General features: G+C 66.7%; 18 protein-coding genes and 1 riboswitch. Of the genes, 3 read left to right on the top strand and 15 right to left on the bottom strand.

Going from position 1 to position 24,705, the window contains the following annotated elements; genetic code table 11:
- Positions 1-2 precede the first annotated feature (2 nt).
- The 8 genes from AC5RUO_RS07690 to AC5RUO_RS07655 all read right to left on the bottom strand — a co-directional run bounded on the left by AC5RUO_RS07690 (position 3) and on the right by AC5RUO_RS07655 (position 10,629).
- Positions 3-233, bottom strand: coding sequence for a hypothetical protein (locus AC5RUO_RS07690; RefSeq protein ID WP_494009386.1), 231 nt, complete (start codon positions 231-233; stop codon positions 3-5).
- Between the two features lie 80 nt (positions 234-313).
- Complete coding sequence (locus tag AC5RUO_RS07685; protein WP_494050617.1) at positions 314-1,690, bottom strand: glutamate-5-semialdehyde dehydrogenase; 1,377 nt, start codon at positions 1,688-1,690, stop codon at positions 314-316.
- Between the two features lie 26 nt (positions 1,691-1,716).
- On the bottom strand, positions 1,717-2,868 hold the full coding sequence (proB, locus tag AC5RUO_RS07680) for a glutamate 5-kinase (protein ID WP_494009388.1): 1,152 nt from the start codon (positions 2,866-2,868) through the stop codon (positions 1,717-1,719).
- Complete coding sequence (gene obgE, locus AC5RUO_RS07675; RefSeq protein WP_494009389.1) at positions 2,858-4,447, bottom strand: GTPase ObgE; 1,590 nt, start codon at positions 4,445-4,447, stop codon at positions 2,858-2,860. Before obgE ends, proB begins: the two co-directional genes overlap by 11 nt.
- A gap of 115 nt (positions 4,448-4,562) precedes the next feature.
- Positions 4,563-4,826 carry a 50S ribosomal protein L27 gene (rpmA, locus tag AC5RUO_RS07670; protein ID WP_009372867.1) on the bottom strand — a complete coding sequence of 88 codons (264 nt, stop codon included), beginning with the start codon at positions 4,824-4,826 and terminating at the stop codon, positions 4,563-4,565.
- A 58-nt stretch (positions 4,827-4,884) separates the two neighbouring features.
- Positions 4,885-5,193, bottom strand: a complete 309-nt coding sequence (rplU, locus tag AC5RUO_RS07665) for a 50S ribosomal protein L21 (RefSeq protein WP_142045052.1) — start codon at positions 5,191-5,193, stop codon at positions 4,885-4,887.
- 262 nt (positions 5,194-5,455) lie between these two features.
- Positions 5,456-7,006 (bottom strand): bifunctional hydroxymethylpyrimidine kinase/phosphomethylpyrimidine kinase, encoded by a 1,551-nt coding sequence (gene thiD, locus AC5RUO_RS07660; protein WP_494103183.1) that lies wholly within the window; start codon positions 7,004-7,006, stop codon positions 5,456-5,458.
- Between the two features lie 7 nt (positions 7,007-7,013).
- Positions 7,014-7,111, bottom strand: a riboswitch (TPP riboswitch).
- Between the two features lie 149 nt (positions 7,112-7,260).
- Positions 7,261-10,629 (bottom strand): Rne/Rng family ribonuclease, encoded by a 3,369-nt coding sequence (locus AC5RUO_RS07655; RefSeq protein WP_494103182.1) that lies wholly within the window; start codon positions 10,627-10,629, stop codon positions 7,261-7,263.
- A gap of 436 nt (positions 10,630-11,065) precedes the next feature.
- On the opposite strand from AC5RUO_RS07655, the gene AC5RUO_RS07650 reads away from it, so the two are divergent.
- Positions 11,066-11,734, top strand: a complete 669-nt coding sequence (locus tag AC5RUO_RS07650; protein WP_494103181.1) for a vitamin K epoxide reductase family protein — start codon at positions 11,066-11,068, stop codon at positions 11,732-11,734.
- A 71-nt stretch (positions 11,735-11,805) separates the two neighbouring features.
- Here the strand turns inward: AC5RUO_RS07650 and ndk are convergent, their stop codons facing one another.
- The 4 genes from ndk to ileS all read right to left on the bottom strand — a co-directional run bounded on the left by ndk (position 11,806) and on the right by ileS (position 17,442).
- Positions 11,806-12,219 (bottom strand): nucleoside-diphosphate kinase, encoded by a 414-nt coding sequence (gene ndk / locus AC5RUO_RS07645; RefSeq protein ID WP_494009393.1) that lies wholly within the window; start codon positions 12,217-12,219, stop codon positions 11,806-11,808.
- 79 nt (positions 12,220-12,298) lie between these two features.
- Positions 12,299-12,763: a DUF4233 domain-containing protein gene (locus tag AC5RUO_RS07640; protein ID WP_494103180.1), complete on the bottom strand. Its 465-nt coding sequence runs from the start codon at positions 12,761-12,763 to the stop codon at positions 12,299-12,301.
- A gap of 2 nt (positions 12,764-12,765) precedes the next feature.
- Positions 12,766-14,124: a bifunctional folylpolyglutamate synthase/dihydrofolate synthase gene (locus AC5RUO_RS07635; RefSeq protein ID WP_494103179.1), complete on the bottom strand. Its 1,359-nt coding sequence runs from the start codon at positions 14,122-14,124 to the stop codon at positions 12,766-12,768.
- Positions 14,125-14,127: 3 nt separating this feature from the next.
- Positions 14,128-17,442, bottom strand: coding sequence for an isoleucine--tRNA ligase (gene ileS / locus AC5RUO_RS07630; protein ID WP_494103178.1), 3,315 nt, complete (start codon positions 17,440-17,442; stop codon positions 14,128-14,130).
- Between the two features lie 368 nt (positions 17,443-17,810).
- Between ileS and AC5RUO_RS07625 the strand changes: the two genes are divergently transcribed.
- Positions 17,811-18,827 carry an endonuclease/exonuclease/phosphatase family protein gene (locus AC5RUO_RS07625; protein ID WP_494103177.1) on the top strand — a complete coding sequence of 339 codons (1,017 nt, stop codon included), beginning with the start codon at positions 17,811-17,813 and terminating at the stop codon, positions 18,825-18,827.
- Between the two features lie 20 nt (positions 18,828-18,847).
- On the opposite strand, the gene AC5RUO_RS07620 is transcribed toward AC5RUO_RS07625, so the two are convergent.
- Complete coding sequence (locus tag AC5RUO_RS07620) at positions 18,848-19,606, bottom strand: SDR family oxidoreductase (protein WP_494009398.1); 759 nt, start codon at positions 19,604-19,606, stop codon at positions 18,848-18,850.
- A 179-nt stretch (positions 19,607-19,785) separates the two neighbouring features.
- Here AC5RUO_RS07620 and valS point away from each other — a divergent pair, with 179 nt between their 5' ends.
- On the top strand, positions 19,786-22,407 hold the full coding sequence (gene valS, locus AC5RUO_RS07615) for a valine--tRNA ligase (protein WP_494103176.1): 2,622 nt from the start codon (positions 19,786-19,788) through the stop codon (positions 22,405-22,407).
- A gap of 323 nt (positions 22,408-22,730) precedes the next feature.
- On the opposite strand, the gene AC5RUO_RS07610 is transcribed toward valS, so the two are convergent.
- Positions 22,731-23,345, bottom strand: coding sequence for a mycothiol-dependent nitroreductase Rv2466c family protein (locus AC5RUO_RS07610; RefSeq protein ID WP_494009400.1), 615 nt, complete (start codon positions 23,343-23,345; stop codon positions 22,731-22,733).
- A 76-nt stretch (positions 23,346-23,421) separates the two neighbouring features.
- Positions 23,422-24,702, bottom strand: a complete 1,281-nt coding sequence (gene clpX, locus AC5RUO_RS07605; RefSeq protein ID WP_009372875.1) for an ATP-dependent Clp protease ATP-binding subunit ClpX — start codon at positions 24,700-24,702, stop codon at positions 23,422-23,424.
- Positions 24,703-24,705: the final 3 nt, after the last annotated feature.

Genomic DNA, 24,705 nt, shown 5'->3' with positions numbered 1-24,705 from the left:
TGTTAGTGGCCCTGCCCGTGATCGTGCTTGTTCGGGTGCTGGCGGTGCGGATCCGCGTGCTCTTCGGTGGCAGAGTGGCGGTTGCCCAGGTTCTTATAGGAGAGTGTGACGAACATCAGCACCAGGAAGATGGCGAAGATAACCACGCCGAAGACCCACGGCTCAGCCCACAACGGAGCGAGTTCGTGTTCTTCGCCTTCGGCGACGGTCATGGCGATCTGCTGGAGCAGCATGTTCTCCCCTAGAGTTTCAAAGGTTGGTGGCAGCGGAAAAGTCCGCTGCTTTCTGGCGTCTGGTCTATGTTACCGCGTTGCTACCCGCGGACTTGGCCCTCGCCCTGCACGATCCACTTGGTGGTGGTGAGTTCGGTCAGGCCCATCGGACCGCGGGCATGCAGTTTCTGCGTGGAAATGCCCACCTCGGCACCCAGCCCCAGTTCCCCGCCGTCGGTGAACCGCGTGGACGCGTTGACGATGACGGCTGCCGAATCAACTTCGGCGATGAACCGTTCAGCGTTGGCCAGGTTGTTGGTGAGGATGGCCTCGGTGTGGCCGGTGGACCAGGCACGGATGTGGCTGACGGCCTCATCGAGGCTGTCCACCATGGCCACCGCCAGGTCGAGGTTCATGTACTCCGTGCCCCAGTCCTCATCCGTCGCCGGTTCCGACTCGATGGAGTCAGGCAGGGCGGCGCGGATGCGGTCGTCCGCGTGCAGCCGTACCCCGGCCTTGCTCAAGGCGGCAGCGACGGCGGGCAGCACGGTGGACCCGGAGTGGACCAGGAGCGTTTCAACAGTGTTGCAGACGCTGGGCCGCTGGGTCTTGGCGTTGAGCAGGATCTCCACGGCCATCTCTTCGCCGGCTGATTCGTCAATGAAGATATGCACGTTGCCCTCCCCCGTCTCGATGACGGGGACGGCGGAGTTATTGACCACTGTCTGGATGAGGTCGCGGCCGCCGCGGGGAATCAGGACGTCCACCCTGCCGCGGGCCCGCATGAGGACGTTGGCGCCGGCGCGTCCGTACGGGTCCACGGTCTGCACGGCGTCGGCAGGCAGGCCCACGGATTCGAGGGCCTCGCGCAGCACCCGCACCAGCACCTCGTTGGTGGCCTCCGCAGCGCTGCCGCCGCGCAGGATCACGGCGTTGCCGCTCTTGAGGGCCAGGCCGGCGATGTCAACGGTGACGTTGGGGCGGGCTTCGTAGATGGCGGCCACCACGCCCATGGGGACATTCACCTGGCGCAGGCGCAGGCCGTTGGGCAGGGTCTGGCCGCGGACCACGTTGCCGACGGGGTCCGGCAGGTTGGCCAGGTTTTCCAGTGCTGCCACCAGCCCGGCGATACGGGCCTCGGTCAGGGTCAAGCGGTCAAGCATGGCAGCAGAGGTGCCGTTGGCCTTGCCGGCGGCGACGTCCCTGGCGTTGGCGGCCAGGATTGCCTGGGCGTTCTCCTCCAGGGCGGCGCCCACTGCCCGCAGCGCCCGGTCCTTCCAGGCACGGTTGGCCATGGCCATCCGGCGGGCGGCGGTGCGTGAGCGATCCGCGATGGCGTGGACTGCGGCCTGGACGTCCGCATCGGAGAGCGGAACCGAAGCGGATTCCGGCGCTGCTGCAGGCGTGACCGGCTGCGCACCGGCAGCGGCAGCGTCTACGGAATTGTCAGCAGTGTTGGAAATCAGGGCCTCAGTCATGTTCCCAGTTTAGGCGAGCCCGCGGCTCAGACCAGAACCAGGTCGTCAACATGAACAACTTCGCGGTCGTAGCCGGTGCCCAGTTCCTCCCCAAGGTCCCGGGTGGACCGGCCGAGCATGCGGGGCAATTCCACGGACGAGTAATTCACCAGCCCGCGCGCCACCACGGTGCCGTCGGCACCTGCGATCTCAACGGCGTCGCCCGCTTCAAAATCCCCGTGCACAGCTGAAATGCCCGCCGGCAGCAGGGAGGTGCGGTGGTGCCGGACGGCCCGCACCGCGCCGTCGTCCAGGACCAGGCGGCCCTGCACAGACGCCACGTGCGCCAGCCAGAGGAGACGCACAGGCTTGCGTGCCCCGTTGACCGTGAACCAGGTGCCCACATCCTCGCCGTTCAGGGCGGCGGCCGCGTTGGGCGTGGAGGTGACCAGGGCGTGGATGCCGGAACCGGCGGCCATGGTAGCGGCCTCCACCTTGGTCATCATGCCGCCGGTGCCGACGCCGGCTTTGCCGGCCTTGCCGATGGTGACGCCTTCGAGGTCATGGGGGCCTTCGACCAGGGGAATCCGCTTTGCCCCGAGCGACGGCGGGCCATCGTAGAGCGAGTCGACGTCGGACAGCAGCACCAGTGCGTCGGCCCGGACCAGGTGGGCCACCAGGGCCGCGAGGCGGTCGTTGTCGCCAAACCGGATTTCGTGCGTGGCCACGGTGTCATTTTCATTCACGACCGGAACCACGCCCAGGTTCAGGAGCCGGTCAAGGGCCCGGAAGGCGTTGGTGTGCTGGCTGCGGCGCATCAGGTCTTCAGCGGTGAGCAGCACCTGGCTGACCGTCACGCCGTGCGCGCCGAAGGCCTGCGTGTAGCGGGCCATCAGCAGTCCCTGCCCCACGCTGGCCGCGGCCTGCTGGGTTGCAAGGTCCCGCGGCCGCTTGGCAAGGCCCAGCGGGGCCAGCCCGGCGGCAATGGCACCGGAGGACACCAGGATCAGTTCCGTGCCCGCGTTGCGCTTGGCGGCCAGGGCGTCGGCGAGGGCGGTGAGCGACTCCTCCGAGATGCCGCCCTTGATGCTGGTCAGCGACGACGAACCGACTTTCACCACCACCCGCCGGGCGTTGGCCAGCACGCTCCTGTCCACGGAACCGGTGACCGGTTCCGTGGCCGCAGCCCTAGAACTCATTGTCTGCGTCCAGTCCACTCTCCTTGAGCGGCTTGGCAACGCGGCGGCTGCTCACGGACTCAGTCCAGATGCCGGCCTTACGCTCAGCTTCGAGTTCAGCGCGCGCGGCGGCCTTGGCATCCTTGCGTTCCTGCTGTTCCTCACGCTTCTGGTTGCGGGTGGGCCGGTCGCCGATATCGGCAAAACGGACATCCGTGCCGCGTGGCGAGGCCAGGAGTTCGGCGCCCGCCATCATGGTGGGCTCCCAGTCGAAGACGACGCCGTCATCCTCGCCGATCACCACGGTGTCGCCGGGCTTGGCGCCCTGCTTGAACAGTTCCGTTTCCACGCCGAGCTTCGCCAGGCGGTCGGCGAGGTAGCCGATGGCTTCCTCGTTGGTGAAATCGGTCTGCTTGACCCAGCGCACGGGCTTTTCGCCCAGGACGCGGAACAGCGGCTCGAGGTTCTTTTCCTCGCGGCGGATCCGGAAGCCGGTTTCGTTGACGGCGCGGGGCCGCAGCACGGCAGGCTGCACCTTGGGCGGCGCAGCTGCCACTGCGTCCCGGGCAGCCTTGACGATTTCTGCCATGGCAAAACCGAGCTGGCGGAGGCCTTCATGGCTGGTGGCGGACACCTCGAACACCCGGTATCCGCGGGATTCCAGCTCCGGCCGGACAAATTCCGCCATGTCCTTGCCGTCCGGCAGGTCCACCTTGTTGAGGGCAACCAGGCGGGGCCGGTGGTTCAGCGGAACCACCTCGCCGTCCTGGCCGGCGTAGCTCATGTCCACGGCGTACTTTTCGAGCTCGGCCTCGATGATGGCGAGGTCGCTGAGGGGGTCGCGGTCCGATTCCAGGGTGCCGCAGTCAAGGACGTGGACCAGCGCGGCGCAGCGCTCCACGTGGCGCAGGAAGTTGTGGCCGAGGCCCTTGCCTTCGCTGGCACCCTCGATCAGCCCGGGAACGTCGGCAATGGTGAAGCGGACGTCCCCTGCCTGCACCACACCCAGGTTGGGCACCAGGGTGGTAAACGGGTAGTCGGCGATTTTGGGGCGGGCGGCTGACATGGCGGCGATGAGGCTTGATTTGCCCGCTGACGGGAACCCGACAAGCGCGATGTCAGCGATGGACTTCAGTTCCAGGACGACGTCCCGGGACTCGCCCTCGATGCCGAGCAGCGCGAAGCCCGGCGCACGGCGCTTCTGGGATGCGAGGGCAGCGTTGCCCAGGCCGCCGATGCCGCCGGCCGCGGCCACATACTCGGCGCCTTCGCCCACGAGGTCGGCAAGGACGGCGCCGTCCTTGGACTTGACCACGGTGCCGTCGGGAACAGGCAGGACGAGGGTTTCCCCGTTCTTGCCGCCGCGCCAGTCGCCCATGCCGGGGCCGCCGTTGGTGGCGTGGCGGTGCGGTGCGTGGTGGTAGTCCAGGAGGGTGGTGGTCTGGTGGTCCACGCGCAGGATGACGTCGCCGCCATTGCCGCCGTTGCCGCCGTCGGGCCCGCCGAGGGGCTTGAACTTCTCGCGGTGGACGGAGACGCACCCGTGGCCGCCGCTACCGCCGGATACGTGCAGTACTACCCGGTCTACAAAGCTGGCCACGTAAATCTCCTCAGTGCTGTTTTCGCGGCGCCGAAAGCGCCATCACGATTGTAATGCGGTTAAAAGAACAGTGGAGCGGGCCATCAGGCCCGCTCCACCGCTTTAATGCTGGTTGTTACTCTGCAGCTGCAGCAGCAACGATGTTGACGACGCGGCGACCGCGGCGGGTACCGAATTCAACGGCGCCCGGGGTCAGTGCGAACAGGGTGTCGTCGCCGCCACGGCCCACGCCGGCGCCCGGGTGGAAGTGGGTGCCGCGCTGGCGGACGATGATCTCGCCGGCGGAAACAACCTGGCCGCCGAAGCGCTTTACGCCGAGGTACTGAGCGTTGGAATCACGACCGTTGCGAGTGGAGCTCGCGCCCTTTTTATGTGCCATTTGAAATGCCTGCCTCTAAGTTCTGGGGATCTGCTAAAAACCTGAACAGTAACGAAGGTTACTGGATACCAGTGATCTTGACCTTGGTCAGTTCCTGGCGGTGACCCTGGCGCTTCTTGTAACCGGTCTTGTTCTTGAACTTCTGGATCACAATCTTCGGACCACGGAGGTCGTTCAGGATCTCAGCCGTAACAGTTACCTTGGCCAGGTCAGCAGCGGCAGAGGTGACCTTGTCACCGTCAACCAGGAGCAGTGCGGGCAGCTGAATGGTGCTGCCAGCCCCACCGGCGACGCGGTTCAGGGTAACGAAGTCTCCGACGGAAACCTTCTCTTGGCGGCCGCCTGCGCGGACAATCGCGTACACCACTTGGGAACTCACTTCTCTCGACGTTTCTAACTAAATTTGCGTGCGGAACCGGCTCTAACAGGCTGGCTTCTCGCTGTGCCTCAACGCCGTGGGGTCATAACCCAAGTGTTGGCGTAAGCACCGAAGAACTAGACTACGCTAATTTTGTCTTCGGCCGCAAATGAGGCTGGCTCCTGCGCGCCGGCTGTGATAGGAACCACAGGCCGGCCGGACGGCGGGGCCGCGCACCAACCATGGTACCGGCGGGACGGGCGCCACAGGCTCAGGCGTGCAGCCGCGGCGCGTCGAAAAAGTCCACTTCCAGGCGGCAGGACTGCTTGAAGGCCGTGACCATGGCTGCCCGCTCGGCGTCCGAGCCGCTCCGCCCGGCCGCATCCACAATGGCAATGGCCTTCCGGGTCGCTTCGGCGAAGTCCTCGTCAGCGTACGTCCGGAGCCACTCCGCGTAGGGGTGGCCTGCCGGTTCGCCCGCGGCGAGGAACTGGGCGTGGAGGGTCCTGCCCACCTCTGCATACAGCCAGAAGCACGGCAGGACAGCCGCGGCAAGCACCGCATAACTGCCCGACGCCGAGGCCGCCATGAGGTGGTCGACGTAGGACTTTGTTACGGAGCCAAGTTCGGCCTGGACGGGACGCGAGCTGAGCCAGGACCGGTGCAGCTCGGACTCAACCTCCAGGCACTGCTGCGCGGATCCGGCCCAGAACAGCTGCTCCGCCTCCGTGGGGGCCAGGGCGCTTGCCCGTGCCAGCACGCGGGAGTAGCCGTTCAGGTAGATGGCATCCTGGGCCAGGTAATAGGCAAACTCCTTTTCCGGCAGGCTGCCCGAGACCAGGCCGCGGATGAAGTCCAGGCTGTAGATGGCGTCCAGGTCCGCTTCAGCTTCAGTCCGGAGCAGGGCTTCGAATGACCCCGGCTGCGGAACGGCCCGCAGGTGGTGGAAGTGGTGCACGGGCCCGTTGCCGGCCCCTACCTCAAGCCGGGCGGAGTCCGCGAGCGCCCCCGCCAGCCAGGGCTTCACTTCCCGCAGCGACGCCTCCCAGTCCCCCCGCCGCGCCTGCACCGTGGCCATTGCAGAGGACAGCGAGCACCCCGTTCCGTGGCTGTTCCTGGTGGCCACCCGCTCCCCCGGTACCTCGATGACCTCCGCCCGCAGCAGGCCGGTGGTGTTCACCAGTGCGTCCGGGCATTGCGCATCTGGCAGGTGGCCGCCCTTCACCAGCACGGTTGCTCCGGTGGCATCGGCCAGCTTCCGCCCTTGCTCCAGGGCCCCGGCCCAGGAATCCCGGGGTTCTTCGCCCACGAGCATGGCAAGTTCGGCCAGGTTCGGGGTGATGAGGTGGGCCAGCGGCAGCAGATCGCGGAGCGCCGCCTCGGCGGATTCCTGAAGCAACCGGTCACCGCTGGTGGCCACCATTACCGGGTCGAGGACCACGACGGCGGGACGCACCTTCTCCAGCCAGGTCCGGACTGTGGCGATTACTCCGGCGTCGCCCAGCATGCCGATTTTGACGGCATCGATGCTGATGTCGTCACTGATGGCATCCAGCTGGCAGGCGAGGAATGACGCGGGCGGCAGGTGGACGGCAGCCACGCCGCGGGTGTTCTGCGCGGTGAGGGCGGCGATGGCAGCCATGCCGTAGCCGCCGTGCGCCGCAATGCTTTTCAGGTCCGCCTGGATGCCGGCGCCGCCGGACGGGTCCGAACCGGCAATGGACAGGACGCGCGGCACGTCCCGGCGCAGCGCTGGCTGGCCGGGCGCGGCCTGGACGGTTGCATCCGGGACGGCGCCGGGCTGGGAAGTTTCCGCGGGCATAAAGAGGGTCGAAGACAAAGGACATCCCTTCGCCGGTACTAGCCGGACAGGTTCAACGGGTCTGGATCTCAGCCGGCCCTTCGCGCGGCACCCCGTGTCGGTTACCCAGCCTAGCCGCTGACCTGGGAGCCGGGAAAAGTGACAGCCACCGCACGCAGGAAGTCCCCGCCTTATGGGCCGTTCCCCCCGGAATACGGAGGGGAACGGCCCATAAGGCGGGGACTTCCCGGGTCACACAGTGGCCCTGCCTGGGCTTAGAGCTCAGAGGCAGGAACCCCGACGCCCAGGATGATGGGCGCCTCGGCGGGCTTGGGCGCGCCTTCCTTGCGTTCCTGTGAGGCCGATCCGGTTTCCGGGGCCTTGGCAGCATGGCTGTGTCCGGCGCTGGGTGCCGGAACGTTCTCGTGCTGCTGCACGCTGGTTTCGTTGGCTGCACCCTGGGCGCGGCTGGCGCTGCGGTTGCGCCGCGGCCGGCGCTGGCGGGACTGGTCCACCGTGTGGTCAGACCAGTCCTTCTCCGCTTCTGCAGGAACCGGCTGCTCCGCCTCGCCAGGGCTGGCCTCGGGTTGCCTGGCTTCCGGTTCTTCCGCGGGGGTTTCGGCGGCAGGCGCCGTTTCGCCCAGGTGGGCGAAGGCTTCCGCGAGCCTGTCCAGGGTGAGGGCAGGGCGGGGCGGCTGCTCTTCCGCGTGCTCCACGAAGGGCAGGGCAACCTTCTCGCCGCCGAAGGTCAGGACAGCCGCAGGCCGTGGCGGGGTACCGGCGTCGTGCTTCTCTTCCACGGCAGGCGCCGCGGGCTGGGCCGACTGGGCCTGCCTCGCCGCCGCGACCTCGTCGTCATGCAGGTGCGCCGCATGCGCAGCCGCCGCGATGTTGGCAAGGGCCAGCCTGGTGGCTTCAGCCTTGGCGTGGCGCTCGGCGTCGGCCGGGTCCGGGTGGACGGTGTGGACATGCACAGCGGGCGCCGGCGCAACATCGGGCTGCTGGCCGCCGCGTCCGCGCCGCCGCTTGCGGTCCGGGCGTCCCCCGGGCTGGCTGCTGTCGGTCCGCTGGCCCTCGTTCCGGTGGCTTTCGGCACGGGCGTCAGGCCGGCTGTCGGTGCGCTGCACGTGGTGCTCGGCAGCAACGATGTTGGCGCGGCGGTGCTCCACGGGGTCGTCGTGGGTGACGACGCCGCGTCCGGCGCAGGCCTCGCACTGCTCGCCAAAGACCTCCAGGAGCCCGGTGCCCATGCGCTTCCGGGTCATCTGGACCAGGCCCAGGGACGTGACTTCGGCAACCTGGTGCTTGGTGCGGTCGCGGCCCAGGCATTCCACCAGGCGGCGCAAGACCAGGTCCCGGTTCGATTCCAGGACCATGTCGATGAAGTCGATGACGATGATGCCGCCGATGTCCCGGAGGCGGAGCTGGCGCACCACTTCCTCGGCTGCTTCGAGGTTGTTCTTGGTGACGGTTTCCTCAAGGTTGCCGCCGCTGCCCGTGAACTTGCCCGTATTGACGTCCACCACGGTCATGGCTTCGGTGCGGTCGATCACCAGGGAACCGCCGGACGGCAGGAAGACCTTCCGTTCCAGGGCCTTGTGGATTTGCTCGTCGATTCGCCAGGCGGCGAAGATGTCCTGGTCCTTGATCCACTTCTCAAGGCGGCCCACCAGGTCCGGGGCAACGTAGGTGACGTAGGCCTCGATGGTGTCCCAAGCCTCTTCACCGGACACAATCAGCTTGGAGAAGTCCTCGTTGAAGACGTCGCGCACAACCTTGATGGTGAGGTCCGGTTCGCCGTACAGCAGTTCGGGAGCCAGGACCTTGGTAGAGGTGGACTGGCTTTCGATGCCTTCCCACTGGGCGCGGAGCCGGTTGATGTCGTGCGTCAGCTCTTCCTCGGACGCCCCTTCGGCCGCGGTGCGCACAATGACGCCGGCCTGCTCCGGGAGGCGGTCCTTGAGGATGCGCTTAAGCCGGTTGCGTTCGACGTCGGGCAGCTTGCGTGAGATGCCAGTCATGGACCCGCCGGGAACGTACACAAGGTAACGGCCGGGCAGCGAGATCTGGCTGGTCAGGCGTGCGCCCTTGTGGCCGACCGGGTCCTTGGTGACCTGGACCAGGACGGTGTCGCCTGACTTAAGGGCGTTTTCGATGCGGCGCTGCTTGCCTTCGAGGTTGACGGCCTCCCAGTTGACCTCGCCGGCATACAGGACGGCGTTGCGACCGCGCCCGATGTCAACGAATGCTGCCTCCATGGAGGGCAGCACGTTCTGGACCTTGCCCAGGTAGACGTTGCCGATCAGCGAGTCCTGCTGGGTCTTGGAGACGAAGTGCTCGGCGAGGACACCGTCCTCGAGGACCGCGATCTGGATTCTGTCGTCGCGCTGGCGGACGATCATCTGGCGGTCCACGGATTCCCTGCGCGCCAGGAACTCGGCCTCGGTGATCACCGTGCGGCGGCGGCCGGTATCGCGGGACTCACGCCGGCGCTGCTTCTTCGCTTCCAGCCGGGTGGAACCCTTGACGCTGGTCACGCGGTTACTGGCGGCCTGCTCGGTCACCGCGCGCGGGGCGCGGACACGGGTGACGGTGTTGGGGGGATCGTCATCCCCGCCGCCGGTCAGTTCGAGGTCCTGGTCACCGCGGCGCCGCCGGCGCCGCCGGCGGGATGTGACGCCCTCTTCCAGGAGCGCGGACGCTTCGTCGCCCTCCGCTTCGGCGTCGTCGCCGGCTTCGCCGTCAGTGGCAGCCTCCGCGTCACGATCTTCGAGGCGGCTGCGGCTGCGGCGGCCTCGGCTGCGGCGCCTGCGGCGGCCGGCGGAATCGTCGGCGTCTCCGTCCTCGGCGTCGTCCTCTTCCACATCCTCCGGGACGGCCGGAGCCGGGCGCACCACAGTGCTCAGGTCCGGGGCCTGGAACAGTACGGAAGTGGGGGAAGCCGGTTCCAGGAACAGAGAGGCAAAGGGGCTGGCAGCTTCCTTCGCAGGCTCCTCCGTTTCGGCGGGTTCCCCTGCAGCGGCGTGTTGCGGCGCATCGCCTGCAGCGGCCGCGTCCGACGGCGCCTGGCCGGCGTCCTGGGCTGCGGGTGCCTCTTCCGGCGCTGCCTCAGGTGATTGCTCCTCGGCAGACGCTGCGGCGGAGGCACCGGTTTCTACCGCCTCGCCGGCAGTTGCCGGCTCCCGTTGCGCCGGAGCAGCTTCCGCCGGGGCAGCTTCCGCAGCGGGCGCTGCTGCAGCTTCGGCTGCCGGGGCAGCGGCCTTCCGGGTGGCAACCCGACGGCGGCGGACGGGTTTCTCTGCTGCTTCCGCTTCCGAAGCAGCAGGCGCGCCCTCCACCGTGTCAGTCCCAGCAGCTGCAGTCTCTGCGGCTGCAGTCTCTGCGGCATCCCCGGCGAAGGCCGGGAGGGGCTCCGCCGCGTCAACCTTTTTACGGGCGCGGGTGCGGCGGGCCGGCGCCTTGGTTTCCTCGGCCGCAGCCTCAACGTTCTCCGCGGTGGCGGCGTCGGCCGGAACGGTGCCTTCGCCGGCGGTACCGGCGTCGTCGGTTTTCGGCGCCGCCTTGCGGCGGGTCCGCTTGGGTGCGACGGGGGCCTCCGTGGCCGCCGCATCGCCGTTAACGGCCAGGTCTTGCTCGTTTTCCATATGCAGCTACACTCCTGCCCCTGACGTACCGCCACATCCGGCACCCACTGGGGCACATATTGTCAAAACCCGCAGGCGTTGACAGAAGTCAAGTGGATACTCCCAGGTTCGCACCGGCATTGGGGTGCGGCAGCCCGTGGGAGCCGGGGGATGTCCTGAAACCCGTTGTTCTACATGCCACAACCAGGTGCCGTCCAATGGAGTCGCGGGAGTGCCGTCAGCCTTCGAAGCCTGCCCTGCTCATCATTGGCGGTCTTGAGAACAGTCCACCGGACCGGAGTCCGAATGTGGATCGGCTTCCAGCCAGGTTCATTCTCTCACATCCGGACTAAATCACGGCGGAGGCGGAGGCTGCTGCCCTATTTCCTGGGAATGGCTTCCAGCCCGCGGCGTTACAATCGGGCAAGGAGCACCGGACGAAAAGGACGCCATACCAATGCCCAGCATCTCCCCCGCCAGCGGCACCGAAGCCGCGGACCGGACCACCGGCCCGGACAGCAGTTCCGCAGCCGTGCCCTTCATGGCCCGCAACCGGCCTTTCGGCTGGCTGCTGGTGATCACCGGCGCCGTCGGCTGGCTGGCCTCGGGAACGCTGGTCCTGGAAAAGCTTGCCGTGCTCCAGGACCCGAACCACACCACAGTATGCGACGTCAATCCCTGGATTTCCTGCGGGGATGTGATGAAGACCTGGCAGAGCTCCCTGTTCGGCTTCCCCAACATGTTTATCGGGATCGTGGCGTTCGCCGTCATCATCACCGTGGGCATGGCACTGCTGTCCGGCGCCACCTTTGCCCGCTGGTTCTGGGTGGGCCTGCAGACGGGCGTCACGCTCGGATTCGCCTTCGTGGTGTGGCTGTGGTCGCAGGCCCTCTACGACATCCACATCCTGTGTCCCTTCTGCATGATCGTGTGGGCCGCCATGATCCCCCTCTTCATCTGGGTGACCATCCGGAACATCAGCGCCGGCATCATCCCCATCCGCACCGGCGCTGCGCGCCTGGTGGCTGATTCCGGCTGGATCATCGTGGCCCTGCTCTACGTGGCCGTGGCCGCCAGCATCTTCTTCGCGTTCATCCAGGTGTTCGCCGGGACGTCAGGTTTCTAGCCGCAACGACAGCAAAGGGAAGGCCGGTGTTCTAATGAACACCGGCCTTTCCTTTGCTTCGTTCAGGTCCTTTAGAACCAGATCTTGATCTCGCGCTCGGCTGAATCGGTGGAGTCGGAGCCGTGCACCAGGTTCTGCTGGACCTTCAGGCCCCAGTCCCGGCCGAAGTCGCCGCGGATGGTGCCCGGGGCCGCCGTCGTGGGATCGGTAGTGCCGGCCAGCGAGCGGAAGCCTTCGATGACGCGGTGGCCCTCGAAGACGGCCGCCACCACGGGCCCGCTGAGCATGAATTCAACCAGCGGCTCGTAGAACGGCTTGCCAACGTGCTCCTCGTAGTGCTGCTCGAGCAGTTCGCGGGTGGCATCCACCTTCTTCAATTCAGCAAGGGTGTATCCCTTGGCTTCGACGCGGGCCAGGATGGCACCGGTGAGGTTACGGGCGACGCCGTCGGGCTTGATCAGGACGAGGGTGCGCTCAGTGGTCACAACTGCTCCAATGCGTTGGTGGGGTTTCGGGACAAGTCTACGGGGACCCGCTGGCAGGGTCCGGTCGGTTCAGTCCGGTTCAGGGGGTCTGCGGCTGGCCGGGCCCGGCGGCCTGGTCCGGGTGGGCTGCTTCCCACTCGGCCTGCTCGCGCTCCCGCTGGGCGGCTTCGCGGTCCAGCCGGATGCCGGTCCTGATTCCGTACCACCAGGCAAGTGCGAACAAGGCCCCCACGAGGAACATGGCGGGCTCGAAGATACCGGTCAGGACCAGCACGATCTGCAGGATCCAGCCGAGGCCGATACCCCAGGGCTTTGACAGGACTGCGCACGCCAGGACCATGACCACGCTCAGGCCGATGCCGACGCCCAGGATCAGCGCCGGCGGAAACTCGCCGCGTCGCAGGCCGAATACTGCCAGGGTGGCGAAGAACATCACGAATGCTTCCAGGAGCAGCACCGTGGAGGCGAACATGACCTTGGTGGAGCGGCGCTTCTTGGGCATGCCGGGATGCCACTCCCGCTGTGCCTTGGTGAGCCGGGCCATCCTTACGCCTCCGTCTTTCCGAGCAGGATGCGGGCTTCCGCCACCAGCGTGATGGAGCCGGTCACCAGGACGCCGCCGGAGAGGTCGTCATTGGCTTCGGCCCGCTCCACCGCCCATTCAAGGGCGTCGTCCAGCTTCTCGGCGATGTGCACGTTGTCCTCGCCGAAGCCGAGGTCAACGGCCAGTTCGGCGAGTTCGGCGGCCGGAACGGCGCGCGGAGAGTTCGACTGCGTGAAGCAGTATTCCTCGGCAACGCCACCCAGGGATTCCTTGAGCTGGCGCAGGATCTCCTCGGCGTCCTTTTCCTTGAGCACGCCCACCACGGGAACCAGGCGGGTGAACGTGAAGGCCTCCTGGAGTGCGGCGGATGACGCCTTGATGCCGTCCGGGTTGTGGGCGGCGTCCACAATGATGGTGGGCGCAGTGCGCACCACTTCCAGCCGGCCGGGGGACGTCACCGCGGCGAAGCCCTCCTGCAGCACCTCGAAGTTGAGTTCCTTTTCCCCGCCGAAGAATGCCTCCAGCGCGGCCACCGCCACGGCAGCGTTCTGGGCCTGGTGGGCGCCGTGCAGGGGCACCAGCAGGTCCGGGTACCGGCCGGCGATGCCCTGGATGGTGACCATCTGGCCGCCGACCGCCACGCTCCGGGACTCCACGCCGAACTCCACGCCCTCGAAGCGGAACGGCACGCCCACGTCCTTGGCTTTCTCGAGGAGCACCTGCGCGGCGTCCAGCGGCTGCGCTGCGCTCACCAGGTAGCCGCCCGGCTTGATGATTCCGGCTTTCTCCAGTGCGATGTCGCCGGGGGTGTCCCCCAGCAGGTCGGTGTGGTCCAGCGAAATCGGGGTGACGACCGAGACCTGGCCGTCACCTACGTTCGTGGCGTCGGTGATGCCGCCCAGGCCCACCTCGATGATGGCCACGTTGACCGGCTGGTCCGCGAAGACAGCGAAGCCCAGGATGGTAAGGCACTCGAAGTACGTGAGGCGCGGCTGCCCCTCCGCTTCCAGTTCGGCGTCCACGATCTGCAGGTAGGGGCGGATCTCGTCCCAGATCCGGACGAACGTCTCGTCAGGGACCGGATGCCCGTCAATGCTGATGCGCTCGGTGACCTTGGACAGGTGCGGGCTGGTGTAGCGGCCCGTGCTCAGCCCGTGTGCGCGGAGCACGGCTTCGATCATGCGGGAGGTGGAGGTCTTGCCGTTGGTGCCCGTCACGTGGATGATCGGGTACGCCTTGTTGGGTTCGCCCAGCACCTCCATGGCCCGGAAGAGCGGAGCCAGCCGGGGTTCCATCTTGTTTTCCGGTGCCCGGCCGAGCAGTTCGGCGTAGACACTTTCCACTGAGAAATGATCGGTCATGTCCTAAGCCTCCACTTTTTCGACGGCGACGGCGGGTTCGGCCAGGTCGGCAGGTTCCGCAGCAAGGTCCACGGTCAGCGTTTCACCCTTGACCAGGCCCGCGTTCGCCAGCAGGGCGTCCACCACGTTCTGCGGTGCCGTCACCGTGGTACGGATCCGGTCGCTGACGTTGAGTCCGGCGTCCTTGCGGGCCTGCTGGATGGCGCGGACCATGTCGCGTGCCAGGCCTTCGGCCTCGAGCTCCGGTGTGACCTCGGTGTTGAGGACCACGAAGCCGCCGCCCGGAAGCACTGCGACGGAGGCCGAACCGCCGTCGGATTCTGCCACGACGGTCTCCAGCGTGTACTCCTGGGGTTCCAGCTGGAGCCCGCCCGCGGTCACCACGCCGGCATCATCCACGGACCAGTCACCGGACTTGGAGCCCTTGATGGCCACCTGGACGTTCTTGCCCAGGCGGGGTCCGGCAGCGCGGGCGTTGACCACCAGCTTCTGCTGGATGCCGAACTCCTCGGGGGAAGCAGTGGCGGCGTCCAGCAGCCGGACCGAGCGGATGTTGAGTTCGTCCGCGACGACGGCGGCGAAGCCCTCCAGCGCAGCGGCACCGGGTGCCACCACGGTGAGTTCCTGGAGCGGCAGGCGGACACGCAGGTTCGCTGCCTTGCGCAGGGACGAACCGGTGGAGCAGATCTGCTGCACCCGGTCCATGGCCTGGACCAGGTCCGGGTTGGCCGGGAACAGTGCGGCGTCGGGCCAGTCCGCCAAGTGCACGGAGCGGCCGCCGGTGAGCCCGCGCCAGATTTCCTCGGTGACCAGCGGCAGCAGCGATGCGGCGGCACGGGAGACAGCCTCCAGGGCGGTGTACAGGGCGTCGAAGGCGTCCCGGTCCTCGTCGAAGAAGCGCTGGCGGCTGCGGCGGACGTACCAGTTGGTGAGCATGTCCAGGTAGCTGCGGAGCTCGTCGCACGCGCCGGAGATGTCGTAGGTGTCCAGCTGCCCGGTCATGTTCCGCACCAGTTCGCCGGTGTTGGCGAGCAAATACTGGTCCAGGGTGTCCGTGTACCCGTCGTACCGCAGCTGGGCGTCATAGCCGGCGCCGCCGCTGGCGGCATTGGTATAGAGCGTGAAGAAGCTGTACACGTTCCACAGCGGCAGGATGACCTGCCGGACGCCATCGCGGATGCCCTGCTCGGTGACGATCAGGTTGCCGCCACGCAGGATGGGGCTGGACATCAGGAACCAGCGCATGGCGTCCGATCCGTCGCGGTCCAGCACTTCGGACACGTCCGGGTAGTTGCGCAGGCTCTTGGACATCTTCTGCCCGTCGGAGCCGAGCACGATGCCGTGGCTGATCACGTTCCGGAACGCAGGCCGGTCGAACAGGGCCGTTGAGAGGATGTGCAGCATGTAGAACCAGCCGCGGGTCTGACCGATATATTCGACGATGAAGTCTGCCGGGTTGTGGGTGTCGAACCAGGCTTCGTTCTGGAACGGGTAGTGCACCTGGCCGTAGGGCATGGAGCCGGAGTCGAACCAGACGTCCAGGACGTCCTCCACCCGGCGCATGACGGACTGGCCTTCTTCGGGCGTGCGCGGATCATCCGGGTTGGGACGGGTGAGTTCGTCAATGAAGGGGCGGTGCAGGTCCACCTGGCCGTCCTTGTTCAGGGGCAGCCGGCCGAAGTCGGCCTCGATTTCCGCCAGTGAGCCGTAGACGTCGGTGCGGGGGTATTCGGGGTCGCTGGACTGCCACACCGGGATGGGGCTGCCCCAGTAGCGGTTGCGGCTGATGGACCAGTCACGGGCGTTTTCCAGCCACTTGCCGAACTGCCCGTCCTTGACGTTGCCGGGGATCCAGTTGATCTCCTGGTTCAGTTCGGACATCCGGTCCTTGAACTTGGTGACCTCCACGTACCAGGAGGAGACGGCGCGGTAGATCAGCGGGTTGCGGCACCGCCAGCAGTGCGGGTAGCTGTGCTCGTAGCTTGCCTGCTTGACCAGCCGGCCCTGGGCGCGCAGGACCTGGGTGATGGGTTTGTTGGCCTCGAAGACCTGCAGGCCCACGATGTCGTGGAGGTCGCCGTGCTTGAACAGGGGCAGGAACTTGGCGCCTTCATCCACGGACAGGATCACCGGGATCCCGGCTTCCTCGCAGACCTTCTGGTCGTCCTCGCCGTAGGCGGGGGCCTGGTGCACGATGCCCGTGCCGTCGGTGGTGGTGACGTAATCGGCCGCCAGGAAGCGCCAGGCGTTCTCCATGCCGTACTTTTCGTTGTCGGCAAAGTCATGCCACAGCGGCTCGTAGGCCAGGCCCTCCAGCTCGGCGCCGGTGTGGGTGGACACCACGGCGGCCTGCGCGGCTTCGAAGCCGTCATAGCCCAGGTCCTTTGCGTAGCTGCCCACCAGGTCGGCGGCCAGCAGGAAGCTGCCGGTGACGGGCGCGTCCGCGGACGCAGCCTTGATGCCGTTCGGACCGGCCGGCAGTACGGCGTAGGTGATGGAAGGGCCGACGGCGAGCGCGGCGTTGGTGGGCAGGGTCCAGGGCGTGGTGGTCCAGGCGAGCGCCTGGACGCCTGCGAGCTGCTTCGACAGGTCCGACTGCCCGGCGGTGATGGGGAACGTGACCGTGACGGTCTGGTCCTGCCGGTTCTTGTAGACGTCGTCGTCCATGCGGAGCTCGTGGTTGGACAGCGGCGTCTCGTCCTTCCAGCAGTATGGAAGCACGCGGTAGCCGTTGTAGGTCAGGCCCTTCTCATGCAGCTGCTTGAAAGCCCAGAGGACCGACTCCATGTACTCGACGTTGAGCGTCTTGTAGTCGTTGTCGAAGTCCACCCAGCGTGCCTGGCGGGTGACGTAGCTGCGCCATTCGTCGGCGTACTTCATGACGGATGCCCGGCAGGCGTCATTGAACTTGTCGATGCCCATGGCTTCGATCTGGGTCTTGTCCGTCATGCCCAGCTGCTTCATGGCTTCCAGTTCGGCGGGGAGCCCGTGGGTGTCCCAGCCGAAGCGGCGCTCGACGCGCTTGCCGCGCTGGGTCTGGTACCGGCCCACCAGGTCCTTGGCGTAGCCGGTGAGGAGGTGGCCGTAGTGCGGCAGTCCGTTGGCGAAGGGCGGGCCGTCGTAGAACACGAACTCGTTGCTGCCGGGTTCACCGCCGGGGGCGTCGGCGCTGCGCTGGTCGATGCTGGCCTGGAAGGTGCCGTCCTGGTCCCAGTACTTCAGGATGCGCTCTTCGATCTCCGGGAACCTCACGGAGGCGGACACGCCGGCATTGCCGCTGGTGGAAGTACTGGCTGAGTCCTTGGGGTAATACGTCATGTCGACATCCTGGGTTGAGCTTGGCGAACTGCCGGCTTGCGCCTTCTGTTCCGTTCAGGATGCGAGGACGGTTTCCGTGTTGTCCGCCGGACTCCACGCTCACCGCGGTACCACCTCACTTACCGCGTTGCGCGTTCCGGAAGGAACGTACGCTACGACGGCCACTCATTACTGCTGTGACGGGCTTACCCGTCCGGTTCTACTGGCGCGTACCGGGGATGTCAGGTTCGACAAGCCCGTCCGCGTGTTCTTCCGGAAGCTCACCGGTGATTGCCGGGTCATAGCCGGTTTCGATTCTACTATCCATCAGGCGAAGGTTTCCATTCAGCCCCGCCCGCTTCCCGCCGGCAGTCCCTACAATCGGAGGCATGACTGACGCGGCCCCGGTCCCGCCCGCCCGGCTTCGTGGCGCCCGGGCATTCCGCTGGGCCTCGGCAGCCGCCGCCGCTCCCGTTGCCCTGATTGGCTTGCTGCGCGCCATTCCCGCTGACTGGCCTGTGCTGGCCGTGCAGTTGCTGGCCTTTGTTCCCTGGTTCACGGTGCCGGCCGCCGTGGCCTTCCTGCTGTCATTTCCTGCGCGCAGCAGGCCGCTGCAACTGGTGACCGCGGCGCTTCTCGGTGTCCAGGTGCTGTGGCTGTTTCCCCCGGCGGCGGCTGTGCCTGAAACTGCCCACGCCGGCCAGCCGGTGGTGGAGGTGAAGGCCATGGCCATCAATGCGGAGTTGGGCAGGGCGGACGCGGCCGGCATCGTGGGCCTGGTGGAGGAACACCAGGTGGACCTGCTGGTGGTCGCGGAATTCACCCGGGAACTGGCGGACAGGCTGTCCGCGGCAGGCTTGCCAGGCCTGCTCCCCTACCAGGTAGAGCATCCCGGGCGCAGGGCCGGCGGCGCTGCCGTCTTTTCCTCGTTTCCGCTCCGGGAGGTGGGGGTTGTGCCCGACAGCCCGTTCACGATGCCCGTGGTCAGCGTCGACCTGTCGGCTGCCGGGCAGGAAGAGGCCCTGCGGGTGGTGGCCGTCCATACCCTCGCACCGGTGGATGACGGCCTGGCCCAATGGCGCAGCGACCTGGCGGCACTGGACCGGATCGACGCCGGGGCGGGACCGCTCCTGCTGGCGGGCGATTTCAACGCCACCCTCGACCACCGGGAGTTCCGGGAACTGCTGGCAGGGGGCGGCGGGACAAGGCCACTGGTGGACGTCTCCGCAGCCGCGGGCAGCCGCCTGGTCCCCACCTGGCCGATGCGCGGCTTCTACCTTCCCGGAGTGACGCTGGACCATCTGGTCACGAGCCCGGACATCACGGGTTCGGACTACTCTGTCCGCCGGGTGGCGGGCACGGACCACGCCGCCGTCCTGGCCACGTTGGCGGTCCGGGTGAAGTAGGCCGGTCCTGCCCGCCCGGGCTAGCCCTTTCGGATGAGCTTGTAGTTGGAGGCCTGGGCCACCGGCCGGATGACGATCTGGTCCAGGTTGACGTGGTGCGGGGCGCTGACGGCGTACCGGACCACGTCCGCCACGTCCCCGGCCGTCAGGGGTTTCTCCACTCCCTGATAGACCTTGTCCGCAGCCTGCCGGTTTCCGAGCCGGTTGAGGGCGAATTCCTCGGTGTGGACCAGTCCCGGCGCAACTTCGATGACGCGGACGTTGTGTTCGGCTTCTTCGAGCCGCAGCGCCTCGGTCATGGCACGCTGGGCGTATTTTGCGGCGTTGTAGCCCCCGCCGCCTTCGTACGCTGCAAGGCCGGCGGTGGAGGTGAGGTTCAGCACCGTTCCCTCCCCGTTTGCACGCAGCATGGGCAGGAAGGCGCGGGTCAGCTTCATGGTGCCCAGGACATTCACCCGGTACATCCAGTCCCAGTCCTCCGTGCTGGCCTCCGCGATCCTGTCTGCGCCCCTGGCGCCACCGGCGATATTGATGAGGGTGTCGATGCCGCCTGCTTCGGTGACCCGGCTGAGCAGCCGGGACACGTCGTCGTCCGCGGAAATATCAGCAGGAATAGCGATTGCTCCGGTTTCGGCCGCCAGTGCCTCAAGGCGGTCCGCCCGGCGGGCGACGGCAAAGACTGTCCATCCGCCGGATGCCAGGGCGCGCACGGCGGCTTCCCCGATCCCGCTGCTCGCGCCGGTCACCAAAGCTGCTTTCTTGTGCACATCGTCAGTCATGGCACCACCCTAGCCGCCCGCTGCCCCGAAGCCTGTCCGTCAGGACCCGGCAGCCGTCGTCGTCCGCCGGCGGATCGTAGATCCGTTTTTCTACGAAGCCGGCTCCTTTGGCACCCACGGGCGGCATGCTGGTCCGCCGCGGTTCTGTGCGATGCAACGGAGCATGAAAGAATTGCCCAATGGCTGAAGACACGCAGGGTACAGACACGCCCACCACCGCCCCCATCAACGTTCCGGACAAGCCGGCCCTCGAGGGCCTCGAAGCTGCTCTGACGCAGCGCTGGCTGGCAGAGGGAACCTACAGGTTCAACCCCGACACCACCCGGGAGCAGGTCTACTCGATCGACACTCCCCCGCCCACCGCTTCGGGGTCGCTGCATGTGGGGCACATGTTCTCCTACACCCAGACCGACGTGCTGGCCCGCTACCAGCGCATGACCGGCAAGAACGTCTTCTACCCCATGGGCTGGGACGACAACGGCCTGCCCACCGAACGCCGGGTGCAGAACTACTACGGCGTCCGCTGCGACCCTGCCATCCCCTACAACCCGGACTACCGCCCGCCGGCCCAGCCGGCCAAGAACCAGCGGGACTTCGACGTGGTCTCCCGCCGGAACTTCATTGAACTGTGTGAAGAACTGGCAGTCGAGGACGAGAAGGTCTTTGAGAACCTGTTCCAGACACTGGGCCTGTCTGTCGACTGGAAACTGACGTACCGGACCATCGACGACAATTCGCGCGCTGCCTCCCAGCGTGCCTTCCTGGCCAACCTCGCTGCCGGCGACGCCTACATGGCCGAGGCCCCCACCCTGTGGGACATCACCTTCCGCACCGCCGTGGCGCAGGCCGAACTCGAAGACCGCGAAGTGCCAGGCGCCTACTACCGCTACCCCTTCTTCACCGAGGACGGGGAAAGAATCTACATCGAGACCACCCGCCCCGAGCTCCTGGCCGCCTGCGCGGCGCTCGTGGCCAACCCTGACGACGAACGGTACCAGCCGCTGTTCGGCAAGAAGGTCACTTCCCCCCTATTCGGCGTCGAGGTCGAGGTCAAGGCCCACCCGCTCGCGAAGGCGGACAAGGGCTCCGGCATCGCCATGGTGTGCACCTTCGGCGACCTGACGGACGTTACCTGGTGGCGCGAACTCCAGCTGCCCACCCGCGCGATCGTGGGCCGCGACGGCCGGATAGTCGGGGAAACCCCGGAGTGGATCACCACCGACGCCGGCCGTGAGGCCTTCGCGAAGATCGCCGGCAAGACGGTCTTCAGCGCCAAGGAAGGCGTGGTGGAACTCCTGGCCGCCGCGGACCTCCTGGAGGGTGAGCCGAAGAAGATCATGCACCCGGTGAACTTCTACGAGAAGGGCGACAAACCGCTCGAGGTTGTTACCTCCCGGCAGTGGTACATCCGCAACGGCGGCCGCGACGAGGACCGCCGCGAGCGGCTGATTGGGCGCGGCCACGAGATCGACTTCCACCCCTCCTTTATGCGCTCACGCTACGAGAACTGGATTTCGGGGCTCAACGGCGACTGGCTGGTCTCCCGGCAGCGCTTCTTCGGCGTGCCCATCCCCGTCTGGTACCCGCTGGACAATGACGGCAACCCGGACTACGACGCACCCATCGTTCCCTCGGACGCGCAGCTTCCCGTGGACCCGATGGCCGACGCCGCACCGGGCTACGAGGAATCCCAGCGCGATGTGCCGGGCGGCTTCACCGGCGACGCCGACATCTTCGACACCTGGGCCACGTCCTCGCTGACTCCCCAGATTGTGGGCGGCTGGAGCCGCGACGAGGACCTCTTCGCCAAGGTCTACCCGTTCGACCTGCGCCCGCAGGGCCATGACATCATCCGGACCTGGCTCTTCTCCTCTGTGGTGCGTGCCGATGCACTGCAGAAGAACGCGCCGTGGAAGCACGCTGCTATCTCCGGCTGGATCCTGGACCCGGACCGCAAGAAGATGTCCAAGTCCAAGGGCAACGTGGTGGTTCCCACCGACGTCCTGGACGAGTATGGTTCCGACGCCGTCCGGTACTGGGCAGCCTCCGCCCGCCTCGGCGCCGACACTGCGTACGAGATCGCCCAGATGAAGATCGGCCGCCGCCTGGCCATCAAGCTGCTCAACGCCTCCAAATTCGTCCTCAACCTGGGGGCCACGGAAAACTCGGTGGTTCGTGCGGACCTGTCCGTGCTCACCAATCCCCTGGACCGGGCGCTGCTGGCCCAGCTCGGCGACGTTGTGCGGGAGTCCACCAAGGCGTTCGACAACTACGACTACGCCCGGGCGCTTCAGATCACCGAGAGCTTCTTCTGGCAGTTCACGGACGATTACGTTGAACTTATCAAGGACCGTGCATACGGCGCGGCCGGCGAGGCCGAGCAGGCTTCGGTGCTGGCGGCCCTGGCCACCACCCTGGACACCCTGCTGCGGCTGTTCGCGCCGTTCCTGCCTTTCGCCACCGAAGAGGTGTGGAGCTGGTGGCGCAATGGTTCAGTCCACCGCGCCGAGTGGCCCACGGGGCTGGAGGTTCCCGGCGGGGACACCACCATGCTGGCCACCGTGGGACTCGCACTGAGCGGTGTCCGCAAGGCCAAGTCCGAGGCGAAGGTCAAGCAGCGCACGGAGGTGCTGTCCGCGACCATCACGGCGCCTGAGGCATTGACCGCGCAGCTGCAGGCCGGCCTGTCCGACCTGAAAGCGGCGTCCAATGCCCGGGAGATCACCCTGGTGGCGGCCGACGGCGAGCTGACGGTCAGCGACGTGGACCTCGCCGTCACCGACGAGCCCGCCAAGGCCTAGCACCGGATTTCGGGCAAAGGGGAAGCCCCATCAGCGTTTTGCCGTTGGTGGGGCTTCGACTTTTCGGCCATCTGGTGACGACTTGATGGTCTGGCAGGATCCTTGGACTTTCAGGTCTTCCTACCTCGTCACTGGTAGCTTGTATCTGGCTTTGCCAAAGGCTGCGTCAGATACATGTCACTGAATCTTTGGTTCCTGCGTCCCACTTCTTTCGAAGTGGGTAAGAACCATTGTTGTCCCGGCCGGGGGCATGCGCAAGGGCCCCGGGAGAACTACAAACGAGTAGTTTTCCCGGGGCCCTTTCCGCTGCCGCAGGGGGCGGTTCAGTCGAATTCCGGGCGCTCCGTCCGGCTGCGCTTGAGCTCGAAGAAGTGCGGGTAGCCGGCCAGGACGGTGGTGGCGTCCCAGAGGCTGCCGGCCTCCTCGCCGCGCGGAATGCGGGTAAGGACAGGGCCAAAGAATGCCGTGCCGTTGAAGGACACGACGGGGGTGCCCACGTCCTGGCCCACCAGTGAAATGCCTTCCTCGTGGCTTGCACGGAGCTGGGTGTCGTAAGCGTCGGTGGTGGCGGCTTCCGCCAGGGAGGCGGGCAGCCCGCATTCCGCCAGCGCCTTGGTGATGACGAGGCTGCGGTCCTTTTCGCCGCCGTCGTGGATCAGGGTGCCCATGGCGTCGTACAGGGCCTTGACGGTCTCCTGCCCGTGCTCCTGCTGGGCGGCGATGATGACGCGGACCATGCCCCAGGCGTTGTCCATGGATTCCCGGTAGGAGGGCTCCAGGTCCCGCCCCTCATTGAGCACGGCGAGGCTCATGACGTGCCACACCGTTTCGATGTCGCGGACGCCCTCGACTTCCCCGATCCACCGGGAAGTGATCCAGGCGAAGGGGCACAGAGGATCGAACCAGAAGTCGGCCCTGTTCTTTACGGTTTCAGACATAGCGGATCCTTCAGGTGTTGGCCGCTGCCCGCGGGGCAACCACGGCTGGCAGGGGTGTTAGGAATTATGCGTGGCGTCAGGCGGACTTACGCCGCTTGGCCGCATGCGGAATCATGGTGGGTTCCGCGCCCTTCAGCACAACGTCCGCGGTGATGACCACGCTGGCCACGTCCTCCCGGCTGGGGAGGTCGAACATGACCGGCAGCAGGACTTCCTCCAGGATGGCCCGCAGGCCGCGGGCGCCGGTGCCGCGTTCCAGCGCCTGGTCCGCGATGGCGTCCAGGGCGGCGTCGTCAAAGACGAGTTCCACGCCATCGATCTGGAACATCTTCTGGTACTGCTTGACCAGGGCGTTCTTCGGCGTGGAGAGGATCTGGATCAGCGCCTCGCGGTCCAGGTTGGACACCGTGGTGATCACGGGGAGGCGGCCGATGAATTCAGGAATGAGGCCGAACTTGAGCAGGTCCTCGGGCATGACCTCGCCGTAGGAGTCCACCTTCTTGCTGGCTTCGTTGAGCGGTGCACCGAACCCGATCCCCTTGCGTCCGGACCGGGAGCCGATGATCTCCTCCAGGCCGGCAAACGCGCCGGCCACAATGAACAGCACGTTGGTGGTGTCGATCTGGATGAATTCCTGGTGCGGATGCTTCCGGCCGCCCTGCGGCGGTACCGAGGCGACGGTGCCCTCCAGGATCTTCAGGAGCGCCTGCTGCACGCCCTCACCCGAGACGTCGCGGGTGATGGACGGGTTTTCGCTCTTGCGGGAGATTTTGTCGATCTCGTCGATGTAGATGATGCCCTGTTCGGCCTTCTTGACGTCGTAGTCCGCGGCCTGGATGAGCTTCAGGAGGATGTTCTCCACGTCCTCGCCCACGTAGCCGGCCTCCGTCAGGGCGGTGGCGTCGGCAACCGCGAACGGCACGTTCAGCCGCCGGGCGAGGGTCTGGGCGAGGTAGGTCTTGCCGCAGCCGGTGGGGCCGATAAGGAGGATGTTGGACTTGGCGATTTCGACGTCGTCGTGGTGTCCGCCGTCAGCCAGGCTTCCGGACTTGGGTGCGTGCCCGGCCTGGATGCGCTTGTAATGGTTGTACACGGCGACGGCCAGGGAACGCTTGGCAGGCTCCTGGCCAATCACATATTCCTGTAGGAAGTCGAAGATTTCGCGGGGCTTGGGCAGTTCGAAGCTGCCGAGGTCGGCGACCTCCGCGAGTTCCTCTTCGATGATTTCGTTGCACAATTCAATGCACTCATCGCAGATGTACACCCCGGGCCCGGCAATGAGCTTGCGCACCTGCTTCTGGCTCTTTCCGCAGAAAGAGCACTTCAGCAGATCCGTGCTCTCGCCAATCCGAGCCATATG

This window comes from Arthrobacter sp. Y3221087 (genome assembly GCF_059089905.1).
Note: the sequence above shows the minus strand (reverse complement) of the source record. Positions and strands in the feature narration are given on the sequence as shown.